The 12,173-nt window shown below is 61.5% G+C and carries 13 protein-coding genes and 3 pseudogenes; 6 read left to right on the top strand and 10 right to left on the bottom strand.

The genetic code is table 11. From position 1 onward, the window contains the following. Nucleotides 1-73 (top strand): annotated as a pseudogene (locus NKJ72_RS30335) (S-(hydroxymethyl)glutathione synthase); the annotation flags it as partial. 35 nt (nucleotides 74-108) lie between these two features. On the opposite strand, the pseudogene NKJ72_RS30330 reads toward NKJ72_RS30335, so the two are convergent. Then, nucleotides 109-195 (bottom strand): annotated as a pseudogene (locus tag NKJ72_RS30330) (transposase); the annotation flags it as partial. A gap of 213 nt (nucleotides 196-408) precedes the next feature. Here NKJ72_RS30330 and NKJ72_RS30325 point away from each other — a divergent pair. Both NKJ72_RS30325 and NKJ72_RS30320 read left to right on the top strand, forming a co-directional pair. Next, nucleotides 409-654: a type II toxin-antitoxin system Phd/YefM family antitoxin gene (locus NKJ72_RS30325; protein WP_254819821.1), complete on the top strand. Its 246-nt coding sequence runs from the start codon at nucleotides 409-411 to the stop codon at nucleotides 652-654. Next, a complete protein-coding gene (locus NKJ72_RS30320; RefSeq protein WP_352480712.1) occupies nucleotides 651-1,037 on the top strand; it encodes a type II toxin-antitoxin system VapC family toxin in 387 nt (128 codons plus the stop codon). Before NKJ72_RS30325 ends, NKJ72_RS30320 begins: the two co-directional genes overlap by 4 nt. Before the next feature lie 40 nt (nucleotides 1,038-1,077). On the opposite strand, the gene NKJ72_RS30315 is transcribed toward NKJ72_RS30320, so the two are convergent. From NKJ72_RS30315 to NKJ72_RS30280, 8 genes are all read right to left on the bottom strand, one after another. After that, complete coding sequence (locus NKJ72_RS30315) at nucleotides 1,078-1,908, bottom strand: BtpA/SgcQ family protein (protein WP_352480711.1); 831 nt, start codon at nucleotides 1,906-1,908, stop codon at nucleotides 1,078-1,080. After that, nucleotides 1,905-2,813: a ribokinase gene (locus NKJ72_RS30310; protein WP_352480710.1), complete on the bottom strand. Its 909-nt coding sequence runs from the start codon at nucleotides 2,811-2,813 to the stop codon at nucleotides 1,905-1,907. Before NKJ72_RS30310 ends, NKJ72_RS30315 begins: the two co-directional genes overlap by 4 nt. A gap of 3 nt (nucleotides 2,814-2,816) precedes the next feature. Continuing rightward, a complete protein-coding gene (locus tag NKJ72_RS30305; protein ID WP_352480709.1) occupies nucleotides 2,817-3,587 on the bottom strand; it encodes a glutamine amidotransferase in 771 nt (256 codons plus the stop codon). 18 nt (nucleotides 3,588-3,605) lie between these two features. Continuing rightward, nucleotides 3,606-4,703: a phosphotriesterase family protein gene (locus NKJ72_RS30300; protein WP_352480708.1), complete on the bottom strand. Its 1,098-nt coding sequence runs from the start codon at nucleotides 4,701-4,703 to the stop codon at nucleotides 3,606-3,608. Nucleotides 4,704-4,707: 4 nt separating this feature from the next. Next, nucleotides 4,708-5,712, bottom strand: coding sequence for an ABC transporter permease (locus NKJ72_RS30295; protein ID WP_352480707.1), 1,005 nt, complete (start codon nucleotides 5,710-5,712; stop codon nucleotides 4,708-4,710). Continuing rightward, nucleotides 5,709-6,506 (bottom strand): ATP-binding cassette domain-containing protein, encoded by a 798-nt coding sequence (locus NKJ72_RS30290; protein WP_023721835.1) that lies wholly within the window; start codon nucleotides 6,504-6,506, stop codon nucleotides 5,709-5,711. Before NKJ72_RS30290 ends, NKJ72_RS30295 begins: the two co-directional genes overlap by 4 nt. A gap of 73 nt (nucleotides 6,507-6,579) precedes the next feature. Then, nucleotides 6,580-7,518, bottom strand: a complete 939-nt coding sequence (locus NKJ72_RS30285; RefSeq protein WP_254819828.1) for an ABC transporter substrate-binding protein — start codon at nucleotides 7,516-7,518, stop codon at nucleotides 6,580-6,582. A gap of 116 nt (nucleotides 7,519-7,634) precedes the next feature. Then, a complete protein-coding gene (locus NKJ72_RS30280) occupies nucleotides 7,635-8,246 on the bottom strand; it encodes a cupin domain-containing protein (protein WP_352480706.1) in 612 nt (203 codons plus the stop codon). Nucleotides 8,247-9,273: 1,027 nt separating this feature from the next. On the opposite strand from NKJ72_RS30280, the gene NKJ72_RS30275 reads away from it, so the two are divergent. Next, nucleotides 9,274-9,591 (top strand): SAM domain-containing protein, encoded by a 318-nt coding sequence (locus NKJ72_RS30275; protein ID WP_352480705.1) that lies wholly within the window; start codon nucleotides 9,274-9,276, stop codon nucleotides 9,589-9,591. 136 nt (nucleotides 9,592-9,727) lie between these two features. On the opposite strand, the pseudogene NKJ72_RS30270 reads toward NKJ72_RS30275, so the two are convergent. Further along, nucleotides 9,728-9,993 (bottom strand): annotated as a pseudogene (locus tag NKJ72_RS30270) (helix-turn-helix domain-containing protein); the annotation flags it as partial. Nucleotides 9,994-10,126: 133 nt separating this feature from the next. Between NKJ72_RS30270 and NKJ72_RS30265 the strand changes: the two are divergent. Both NKJ72_RS30265 and NKJ72_RS30260 read left to right on the top strand, forming a co-directional pair. Then, nucleotides 10,127-10,429 carry a PilZ domain-containing protein gene (locus NKJ72_RS30265; protein WP_502894293.1) on the top strand — a complete coding sequence of 101 codons (303 nt, stop codon included), beginning with the start codon at nucleotides 10,127-10,129 and terminating at the stop codon, nucleotides 10,427-10,429. A 433-nt stretch (nucleotides 10,430-10,862) separates the two neighbouring features. Further along, the gene (locus tag NKJ72_RS30260; RefSeq protein WP_352480703.1) at nucleotides 10,863-12,077 is read left to right on the top strand and encodes a pilus assembly protein TadG-related protein; all 1,215 of its coding nucleotides are present in this window, start codon (nucleotides 10,863-10,865) and stop codon (nucleotides 12,075-12,077) included. Nucleotides 12,078-12,173: the final 96 nt, after the last annotated feature.

Genomic DNA, 12,173 nt, shown 5'->3' with positions numbered 1-12,173 from the left:
TTGCCTCAATCCTGGCCTGATGGACTATATCGCCACCTGGACGGCCAAGAGATCCGGCGCGTTGCCGGCCTAGTAGCCGCTCGACCATCATCGATCGAGCCGGGCGAAGCCGCCCGGCACGATCACGTGCAGGTGCGGACGGTGGGTCATCGCGGAGCCCTGCGTGTGGAGAACGGCGGTGATGCCGATGCGGGGCGTCGAGAGCGTAGGCCTCGACGCCCCAGTTTTCAGGCATTCGCCATTTCAATCGCATCGATTGCGCCACTGGCCTCCGCCCAGCGCGAAGATCGGCCACGGCTTTTGGTCGAGGGAATGGGCAATTGGTTCCCATCCTATTCGCGGAGAGACAGACACTTGAAGATCGGGCCCAATTAGACTAAGTTTCATAGACTAAGTCGGAAGCCCGCAATGCGCACCGTCAATATTCACGAGGCCAAGACGCATCTGTCTCGTCTTATCGACAGGGCGGCCAAAGGCGAATCCTTCATTATCGCGAAATCCGGCAAGCCGATGGTCAAGGTCGTTGCCATAAACGCACCTGCGGCCGGCGAAATGCGTCGCGTTGGGTTTATGGCCGGGCAGTTTTCAGTTCCGGACGACTTTGATCGGATGGCCGCTGAGGAAATCGAGAAGCTGTTTGGCGGCGATGCATGAAACTTCTGCTCGATACCCATCTTCTGCTCTGGGCGGCGGGCGAGCCCGAGAAGCTCCCGTCCGCCGCCCTCGCCGAAATCGAGAATGTCGACAACCACCTGACTTTCAGCGCCGCAAGCCTCTGGGAGATTGCCATCAAACGCGGTCTGGGCCGCCCTGACTTTAGGGTCGATGTGCGTCTTTTACGTCGGGGGCTGATAGACAATGGCTATCATGAGCTGCCAATCACCGGCGAGCATGCCATTGCGGTGGATGGGCTTCCACCCATCCACAAGGACCCCTTCGATCGGATCCTGATTGCTCAATCGATTGTGGAAGGCATCACATTGCTGACCATCGACGATCTGGTCGCGCAGTATCCTGGGCCTGTCCGTCGTCTCTGACAGAGGTGGCCCGGGCGGTGGGCTAAGCGGTTGAAGTCAGCTATCGCTTCAGACCACCCATGAACGCCTTTACTCGAGCAGAGTCGACCTGGTTCCACCAGACGCCGTCGTGCTTCAGCGCGCTGGCGATGATGACCCCGTCGACAATGGCGAGGATATCCTTGGCATTGTCCGCCGTGACACCGCTTCCGACCAGCGTCGGCAGGCCGGCGGCCTGCTTGATCATGCTTATGTAGCCCAAATCCGCGGCGTGGCCGGTGCGCTGGCCGGTCGCGATGATGGCATCGGCATCGAAGAAGACCAGATCCTTGACTAGTTCCTCCACCGGACGGTCGGCGACGATGGCATGTGCGCCGTGTTTGACATGGGCATCGGCGAAGATGCGAATGCCGTTGGCGCGCAGCCTGGCGCGGTAGCGCGCCGCGCGGCCCGACTCGCCTTCGACAAAACCCTCATTGGCGACATAGGCGTTCGCCCATTGATTGACGCGGACGAAACCGGCGCCGGCAGCGCTGGCGATCGCCAAAGCCGGGATCGCGGCATTGGCCAGCACGTTGATGCCGACCGGTCTGCCGAGCTCGCGGCGGATGCGGTCGGAAACGACCGCCATATAGGCCGCCGTCTCCGGCCCGATATCGTCAGGCTTGGCGAAAGGGATGTCGCCATGGTTCTCGACGATGACGCCGTCGCAGCCGCCGTCGAGATAGGCTTTGGCGTCATCGAGCCCGCGCTGGTAGATCACTTCCACGGCCTCGCCGTCATAGCGCGGCGCGCCGGGCAGGGGCGCCAGGTGAACGACGCCGATCACCACCTTGGTGCGGCCGAAAAGGTGCAAGAGTGCGTCGCCGCCGGATTGGCCGATCTGGGTCATGAGAGCTCCATTTGATCGATGAGCACCGCCATCTCGGAGGCGGAAGGACAGGATGCCAGCGTGCCCGGCCGTGTCACGGCGATTGCGGCGGCCGCCAGCGCAAGCTCCAGCGCCGAGGTAACCAGCATGCCCCGAGCAAGCCCGCCGGCGAGACAGCCGCAGAACACATCGCCGGCGCCGCTGGTGTCGAGCGCCTCGACCTGCGGCGCCGGCAAACGAAGCGGCTCTTCCTGGCCCGGGCCAAGCACCAGACAGCCTGCGGCGCCGAGCGTGATGACGACGGTGCCTGCACCTTTGGCTACCAGCGCGCCGGCGGCTGCTATCATGTCATCCCGGCCGGTCAGGGTTTTCGCCTCGGATTGGTTGACAACCAAAAACTCCGCCAGGCCAAGATCGGGAACGGATGCCGCATCGATCGGGCTGGCGTTGAGAACGGTGTGTGCGCCGTTTTCCTTTGCTGCTCTGAGGCTGGCATCGGTCGCGGCGGCACGCAAATTTCCCTGGCAGACGAGGATGTCGCCGGGAGCGATCCAGCGGACAAGTGCTGTTTGCGCCACCGGATCGAACGCTTCGCTGCAGGCAACGCCGCTGACAATGAAGTTCTCGCCGCCTCGATCGACGACGATGGTCGAGCGGTCGCTCGGCAGCTCGAATTCGCTGACCTCGAGGTCTGACAGTTCGCTGTCGAGGCGGCTCCTGATCCATGTGCCTTCGCGGTCCTTGCCGAGCGCCGTCCAGAACGTCACCTCTGCACCAGTCCGCGCTGCTGCGACCGCTTGGTTGGCACCCTTGCCGCCGAGCCCGTCGGCATAGCTCACGGCATTCAAAGTCTCGCCCGCGGCAGGGAGGCGGCCGACGCGAAACATGGTATCGATGCAGGCATTGCCGACGACATGGACATGCATGGCTCAGCTCTCGCCGGTCGCCCAGCCCAGCATCTGTTCGAACAGGGTCTTGTAACCGGGCCAGGCGATGAATTGCGGCGGCAGCCAATGCGGCCCGACATCAGATGTCCAGGCCACGGTGCGGCCCTTGCCGTAATGGCCGGTGACAAGCAGCGGCAGCGAACCATAATCCGACGATACGCTGGCCAGAACTTCCACATCGTCCTTCAGTGTCACCTCGTTGAAGCCGAGCAGGATCGGCCAGTCCGAACCGAGGCCCCTGAGGATAGGGTGTGTCGACCCTGGTTTCGGCACCGGGGCAAAGCCTTCGGGAACCTCGACGCGGTCGTCGTAGGCCAGGCAGTTCACCGGCAGCACGTCCTCGATCGGCGTCTTGCGGTAGCGCGCGCCGCCATTGATGCCCTGGAAGCTGTAATAACCGCCGAACATCAACAGACCGCCGCCGTCGCTGACGTAATCGCGGAGCAGGCGCAGGCGGTTCGGCGTCGGCTTGGAGTGGACCCAGGTGTCGGGATGCAGCAGCAGCGTGTTGGCGCCAATGTCGGAGAGCACGACCGCGTCATAGGCCGACAGCGCCTCCATCGTCTGAGGAAAGCCGCGCTGCGCCTCATGCGCCGGCATGAAGGTGACGTCGAAATCGGTCGCCTTGAGCGCGCCCAGCAATTCGTCGGCGCCGGTGTGATAGGTGACAGTCGGGAACTGGTCGAAACCCTTGATGTGGGTCGCGGTCGACACCCAGGATTCGCCGGCGAGCAGGATCTTCTTCTTGGACATTTGAACTCCGTCGTAAGTCTAGGCCGCTTGGAGCCGCGCGAACACGCTCTTCGGATTGGCGATCAGCATGCGGTCGATGGCCGCCTGCTCGACGCCATGCCGTTTCAGGCGCGGTATGAAATGCTTCAGGATATAGCCATAGCCGAAGCCGCCGAAGCGCGTCAGCATGATCTTGAGGAACACATCCTGCGACAATAGCAGGCGGTCGCCGAAGCCGGCCTCGACAAGAGCGGCGATCGCGCGTGCATTCTCCTCGTCGGAGGGCGATTGCGCGTCCTGGTCGGCATAATAATAGTCCATGCCGATCATGTCGTATTCGAGGAACGCGCCGCGCCGGGCGAGGCTTTTCTGGTAATCGGGATCGTCGTGGCTCGGGTTCATGTGGCAGAGCACCGTGTGGCGAAGATCGGCGCCCTCGGCCTCGACGATATCGAGCACGTCGTGCGCCAGCCGCTCCCAGCCAGGCAGATGGATCGACAGCGGCACGCCGGTGATGCGCGAAGCGCGCGCCGAAGCTCGCAGCGACTTGCGTTCCTCGGCGGTGAAATCCCTGCTGACACCGACCTCGCCGATCAGCCCGGCCATGATCGGCGGCTGCGTCTCGCCGCCGCCGACATCGTTGACGATGAACTCGGTCACGGCGTCGACATCCATGGCCTTCAGCCATTCGGGATGGGTATGCTCGAGATAGAACCCGGTGCCCATGACGATCTTGAGGCCGGACATGCGGCTGATGCGGGCGAGCTTTTCGGGGTCACGGCCGATGCCGATATTGGTGGCGTCGACGACGGTGTGGCCGCCCAGCGCGCGATAGCGCTGCAGTTCCGACAGCGCCAGGTCGGCGTCGTCGAGCGAGACATTGTCGCGGTTGACGTAAGGGTTCATGCGCAATTCGCCGATGATCTCGATGTTCACCGGCTGCTCGGCGATCGCCATGTCATCGGGATGGCAGGGGCATTTCCAGCTGCGCGCGCCGTCGAGCAGTATGTGCTCGTGCATCAGCGTTATCCCCATCTCCTCGACCGGAACCGGGCCGAGCACGGTCATCACGTGGCCGGTTTCGACCCCGACTGGCAACCGCTGCCTGGGCGCTGCGTCATCGAACAGACCACTCATCGGCTCAACGGCTCCGCACGGCGCCGCGGAACAGGCGGAAGTTCAGCCAGATGGCGATCAGGATGATCGTTCCGGTGACGATCGGCGTCAGGAAGGGCGACAGATGCGCCAGGATCAGGCCGTTGCCGATGACGGCCACGGTCAGCGCGCCGAGCACCGTGCCGATGATCGTTCCACGGCCGCCGAACAGGCTGGTGCCGCCGAGCACGACGGCGGCGATGACTTCCAGCTCGAAACCCTGTCCGGCATTTGAAGATCCCGATCCAAGCCGGGCAGCAATGATGATGCCGGCAAGGGCCGCCGCGGTGGCGGAAATCACATAGACGAAGAGCGTCTTCTGCCGCGTGTTGACGCCGGCACGCCGCACCGCCTCGGCGTTGGCGCCGATGCCGGTGACATAGCGGCCGAACGGCGTCTCGTTGAAGGCGAGATAGGCGATCGCCAGGATCGCCAGCGCGATCAGCGCCGGCACCGGCACGCCAAGAAACCAGGCGCGGCCCAGCACGGTGAAAGCGCTTCCGGGCTCGATGGGGATGGAATAGCCGCCTGTGATCAGCAGCGCCACGCCCCGGATCACCGAAAGCCCGGCAAGCGTGACGATGAAGGACGGGATGCCCTCATAGGCGACGAAATAGCCCTGCACCGCGCCAAGCAGGGCACCGAGCGCGAGCATGACGAGGATAACGACTGGCCACGGCAGGCCAAACTGCAAAAGTGTCGCCGACAGCGTTGCCACCAGCGCCAGCACGGAGCCGACCGAAAGATCGATGCCGCCGGTGGTGATGACGAAAGTCATTGCCGCGGCAACGATCAGCAGGGGCGCCGACTGCCGCAGGATGTTCAACAGATTGGGCGATGTCAGAAACGCGTCGGTCGCAACCGAGAAGATGATGCAGACGACCAGAAAGAACAGCGCGATCGAGACGACACTGCCATTGGCGAGGAGCACATCGCGCCAGGTGCCCTTGCGTACACGTGAGGGCTGGGCGGCGTGGATCGCGTCGCTCATGCCGGCGCTCCACCGCGGTAGCCGTTGGTGGCGGAACGCGCACTAAACTTGCGGCCGACGATCAGATTGACCACGTCCTCGATGTTGGTCTCGCCGATCAGCCGCTCGGCTACGTTGCGCCCTTCGTACATGACCTGGATGCGGTCGCAGACGAGGAACAGATCCTGCAGCCGGTGGGTGATCAGGATGACGCTGACACCGCGCGCACTGACCGCACGGATCAGTTCGAGCACCGCCTCGACCTCGGCCACGGCAAGCGCTGCCGTCGGTTCGTCCATGATCAGCACGGCCGGCTCGAACGAGGCGGCGCGGCCGATCGCGATCGACTGGCGCTGCCCGCCGGAGAGGTTTTCGACCTTGAGTCGCGTGTCGGCAATGACGATGCCGAGCCGATCGAGCATCTGGCGCGTCTCGTCATGCATGCGCTTCTTGTCGAGAAAGGAAATACCTGCGATGCGGCGACGCGGCTCGCGGCCGAGAAACAGATTGCCGGCGACGTCGACCGTGTCGCACAGCGACAGGTCCTGGTAGACCATCTCCACGCGCGCCGCACGCGCGTCCGCCGGCGAGCTGAAGATCACCGGCTTGCCGTCGATTTCGATGGTGCCGGCGTCGGGAACCACAGCTCCCGACAGCACCTTGCTCAATGTCGATTTGCCGGCGCCATTGTCGCCGACCAGCCCCAGCACCTCGCCCGGCTTCAGCGTCAGCGATACGTCATCGAGCGTCTGGATGGCGTTGTAGCGCTTTGAGATGCCGCTCATCCGCACCCGATAGGTCTGGCCACTGCTCATCTGGGATTCCACGCGATTGCAGTCATCCGCGGCGCAGCCTCAGAAGGCGCCGCGGCCCGGTCGCCAACGCAGTTTACTTGAACATCGCGCGGTATTGGTCGACATTCTTCTTGGTCACGATCGTCACCGGGATGTTGATGATCGGATCGATTTTCTCGCCCTTCTTGAGCTTGCCCAGCGCTTCGACCGCAGCCTTGCCTTCGCCGGCTGGATCCTGCTGCACGACCGCGACCACCCAGCCGTCGTCGATGCCCTGAACGGCCTGCTTGGTCAGATCCCAGCCGAACACCTTGACGTCGCCGGTGCGGCCCTGGCTGGTCACGGCCGAAACTGCGCCGAGCAAGGCCGGCTCTCCGGTTGCATAGAGCGAGTTCATGTCCGGATTGGCAGTCATCAGGTTTTCCGAAGCACTCAACGCGGTCTCTTGAACGTTCTGGCCGTCGACCGTGTCGAGGAAGGTGACGGCCTGGCCGCTTTCGGTCACCGCCTTCTTGAAGCCGTCGAGCCGCTGGTTCTGGATGAATGAATTGAGTGCGCCGACGATACCGATCTTGGCCTTACCGCCCATCTCGGTCTTCACATAGTCGGCGTAGAATTTGCCGATGTCCTCGCCGGCCTTGGTGTTGTCGACGCCGATGAACGAAATATTGTCGCCGTCGGGGATCTGCGCGTCGATGGCTATGACGGGAATGCCGGCCGCCTTGGCTGCGGTGATCGCAGGCTTGACGCCGTTGACGTCGATGGCGACCAGAATGATGCCGTCGACTTTCTGCGTGATGTAGTTCTCGATCGCGTCGTTCTGCGCGCTCGGCACATTATTGGCGTTGAAAATGACCAGCTTGGCGCCGGCGGCGTCGGCTGCCTTTTGCGCGCCCTCGTTGATCTGGTTGAAGAACAAGGCCTGCTGGTTGATGTTGACGAGAGCGAACGTATCGGCAAGCGCCGATCCCATGGCTGCCGAGCCCATGGCAACGGCGGCGGCACAGCCGGCGAGAAGTTTGAACAGACGCATTTCGGTTCCCCTTGCTTGCGGACCAGACCTCGGCCGGTCCCGTTGGTGCTACAGGCACGAGGCAAGCATTCAAGAGACTTGAATATTTGTCAATCCAAATGAACGCCGAGCGTTGCTCAGAAAGTCGCCGGCGTATTGACCCAGAAAATGCTGGCGCGTTCCTCGCCGATGTTGCGGTAATGATGCGGCAACTCCGACCTGAACACGAAGGCATCGCCCGTGGCGAGAGCATGGCTCTTGCCGTCGACGATCAGTTCGATCCGCCCGGCGAGCACGTAGCCGACTTCCTCGCCGGAATGCTGGATCGGACCTTCGCTCGAGCCCTCCGCCTCGATGTGATGGATGTTGCATTGTAAGAGGTGGCCAGGCGAATATGGAATGATGCGTTCGAGAGAAATTCCTTCGCCGCGCCGTAGCGCGTCGAGCGCAATCAAAGGCCTTGCGCCCGCCCGGAATACGATCGCCTCGTCGTCGTCGACTTGCTCGAACATCCAGCCGATGTTGGTGTCGAGAACCTCGACCAGACGGTGAAGCATGGGCAGGGACGGCGAAGCCTTACCGTTCTCGATCTTGGACAGCAGGCTTTCCGAGCAATTCGCAGCCGCGGCCAGCGTCTTCAGCGTCATGCCGCGTGTCTGGCGGGCGAGACGCAGCCGAGTTCCAAGTCTCGCGGCATTTACGGTGGCGTCGGTTTCTGACTCTGGCCGCCGTCGATCGATCTTGTTCATCTGTTCGCCAACCATTCAACGGTCAAGGGCAACTAACGCGCGAGCAAAAGACCTCGGCTGACGATTTGCAAGTGCTGATGCGTCAAATTCGAGACTGCAGCCGCAGCTATCTCATCCGGCGAATGCCGCTCCCGCATGAACCGTGCTGATGATCCCGCGCCAGTTATCCCCTATCGCTTGGCCGTCCATCATGGTCGAAATCGCCAGCCGTTACCGCGTTCGCGTCACGTGGCGAGTGGACTTGGGACGACAATGCGTGCAAGGCGGGCCACGTAGCCAATCTACACAACCACGGCCGCGACGACACGACAAAATCTGGACTGTCACCGAATTGCGGAGCGCGCCCAGAAGTCACCCGCGGCAGCGCCCCATGGAGTTACGCCCAGGCCGCGCAGGCTCTCGATAGCCGCGACGTATCCAGTGAAATCCCTGGGGCAGTCGCGCGCTTGAGCTTCGGCAATTTTGAAGAAAGTCCAACAGAACTAATGGACTAGCGCCTTGCGGAAGTGAATTGCGGAAGCGGCGACCAATTAACGCTTTAGAAGTATAGATACATCTACACGAGGTGCGAAGAAGCAGCGCCAATACAGCTGATTGGTTACAGCATATTTATTTTCGCATATGTGGTATTGACCGTCCGGGGATTCCTGTACACGGTCCCGTGGGATGGTGAAATTATGCGGCAAATAGGTGTACCCGCCGTCTACCCTGGACCGCACCGAAGACCGAGGTATGGCGCGGCAATCTGAACCGCCGCAACACTTGAATTTGGTCTGCGGGTCAATCTTATCTTCGTACCAATCATGGGCGTTAGCGGCTGTTGCGGCGGCGATACAAATCGCCGTGAAGATGAGCCTTCGCATGGCATTCCTCAAGTATCTGGCAGGCGCTGCTCGTTGGGGGTTCCATGTATATTAGCGTTCCATTGAAAATACCATTGGCCTCCGATCGACTTAACGCAGCTCCAGCCAGCGGCGCTCGCAACGAAAGACCGCCAGCCCGGGCAATTGGATTGTGAGCGTTTTTGGTGCAGCGCGGACGCAGCTCGTCCGCACCTGCCCAAGGGCGAGCCGACGCATTCATTGACAACGACATTGATCCGGCAATTCTACCTAGGCTCTCTGACGATGATCTTCGGGAGCTTGGCATAAAATCTGTCGGTCACCGGAAAAAGATCCTGACCGCCATCGCTGAGCTCTCGCATCAGGCGGACCAACCACTCCCGGCGAGCGAAGCGGCTACGCGGAATGCTCACGACGGTGCAGCGCCAAACGCGAAGCAAATGAGGCCGAAAGGCGGCACCCCACGGCCATGTTCGTCGACCTCGCGGGATCGGCCGCCTTAGCGTCGTCGCTCGATCCCGAGGACTTACGCTCCGTCATAATCGCGTAGCGATCCTTGGTCGCCACAGAAGTCGCCCGCTATGACAGCTATGTCGCCAAATACATGGGACGGCGTCCTTTGCTACTTCGGCTGGCCACACGCGCCCCGTGCGGCTTCTCCCGCTTGCTCTCCACGATCATCCGCTCGGTGTGGGCCGGCAACTGGTTCCGGCCGGCGCGAGCGGCCCGTTAGGGCCTCAAGCCCCTCATCCTTAGCGACTGAAGATCTTGTACCCAGTCTTACGCGAGATGCCGAACTCCCGGCACACGTTGCTCATGCCTTCTCCATCGAGAAGGCGGGGCACGAAACGAAGTCGCTCCTCCATCACCGAACACTCTTTCCAAGGCGTCAACACCTCCGCCATGCCAAAAGTGTTACCCATGGGTCCGGCACAAAACGTCACCTATGTCTCGGGTCGCTCATTCACCGCACCTTTCAATCGTGCTATGGAAATCAAATCGTAGGGCCATAACGGTAGGCCGTGCGGTCAGGAGCGCTTGGAGGAACCAGCATTGCCGGAAGGTGCGGAACCTCGTCGTGATCATCGGCAACGCGTCTTGAAACGTGCGACCATCATCATCAGCATCACAAGTTCTGAAATCAGCTGCACCATGCGCAATCAGCATGCAAGCGGAGCAGAATTGAAGTTGCCAGCCGAAACAAGGATTCCGACCGAGTTTCTTCTGTACGTTCCCGTCGACGGGGTAGCTTACCGATCTGTTGTGCGATGGCGCAAAAACGAGAAGGTCGGAGTCCAATTCACTGGCGTTGAGCCGAAGCCTCGCCTCCATTACGGATAGCGCGAGGTATTAATAACGCGCTTCAGCGTAACGCGCTTCAGCGAAACGTCGAAGGTTGATCATTGACCGGGCTTGCAGATTTGCTAGGTCGGCAGTGCGCCTTGCCCCCAGTAGTTCCCATCACCTTCCTGCGAATGCAGCCTGACCAGCCTCGCTGGCTGGCAAGCCGGGCGCTTCATGCGCTTTGGCGGCGACCCAGGATGCTCCTAGCGTGCGTCCATAGCCGCTTGCGGATCGCTCGGGTGCGGATCTCACCCATGGGGGCGAATGCCGGCTTGCCAGTTTCGCGCTCAACGCCAAGCAGTTGGCCGAGAGCGGCCGCCGGACTTGTGCCGGCCGCGCCAAGGAGCGGACATCAAATGGAGTGAAATCCTTAGTCGTTCCTTCACCCATCTTTGCTTTAAATACCTCCATGGAATTGGGTGCCCGTATCTTGAAGCGGTTTGTCCGCCGGCTGCGACGAACCGGCAAGAGTGGCAACGTTGCCACTATTTTTGCCCTGTCGTTGCCGATCGTCGTCGGCGGCGCGGGTCTCGGCGTTGAGACTTCCTACTGGTATTACAGCGGCCTGAAGCTACAAGCGGTGGCGGATGCGGCAGCCTATGCTGGCGCTTTGGAAAAGGTTTCAGGATCCGACAAACCAACGATAGTCTCCGCCGCGACATTGTCTGCGACAACGAATGGCTGGGACCCGTCGACAGGCACAATCGAAGTCTTCACGCCCCCGTCCTCCGGCCCGAATGTGGCCCAAAAGGCTGTCGAGGTCATCGTTCATCAGACCCTCGATCGGTTTTTTACATCGATATTCACGCAAAACGCTGTCGGCGCACAGGCAAGAGCGGTGGCTCTTATCACCGACGCCTCAAAGGCCTGCGCTCTAGCTCTCAATCCTTCCGCTCCGAGAGCGGCGCTCTTTTCCGGCAGTTCGACCATAAAAATGACGGGCTGCTCCGTGATGTCCAACTCCATAGCCGCGGACGCCATCAAGCTTCAGGGATCGGCAAGCCTTCAGGCCGACTGCCTGATATCGGCCGGCGGTGTTTCGTTGAGCAACCCCGTGACGACCGTGTGCGCCAGGCCGATAACCCAGGCGTTGCCCGCCGGTGATCCCTTTATCGACCTGCCGACGCCAACAGCCACAACTCCCTGTCAAAACTCGAAATTGTCGACCCTGAACCCCGGGACATACTGCAGCGGGCTGAGCCTGAGCGGCAATGTTGCCCTCTCGCCCGGCTTGTACGTCATTCAAGGCGGTGATTTCAAGGCGAACTCGAACGCGAATATTTCCGGCGACGGAGTCATCATCTATCTGGCCGGCACATCGAGCGTGAGCATGAACGGCAACGCCACCGTCAAGCTTAGCGCACCGACGTCAGGCACCTATTCCGGCGTTCTGTTTTACGGCAACAGAGGTAACCGGGCGGGGTCGAACACGTTCAATGGCACGGCGGACTCGCTTTTGACCGGCGCTCTGTATTTTCCAACCCAGGACGTCAATTACCTCGGCAATTTCTCGGGCAAAGGCGGTTGCACTCAGGTCATCGCCGGTACGTTGCAGTGGTCCGGCAACACGAGCATCAGCCAGGATTGCACGAGCCTCGGAATGCGCGACATTCCGGCCACGCAATCCATAAAGCTTGTCGAGTAATCTTCGTGACGGGGTCAGCAGTCCGGATGTTCCGCAGCGATTCGGGTGCTGCCGCGGTAGAGTTTGCGCTGATTGTGCCGATCCTTTGCCTGGTAC

Source organism: Mesorhizobium sp. M0045 (genome assembly GCF_040323385.1).
GTDB lineage: Bacteria > Pseudomonadota > Alphaproteobacteria > Rhizobiales > Rhizobiaceae > Mesorhizobium.
This window is presented reverse-complemented; position numbering and strand designations above follow the sequence as displayed.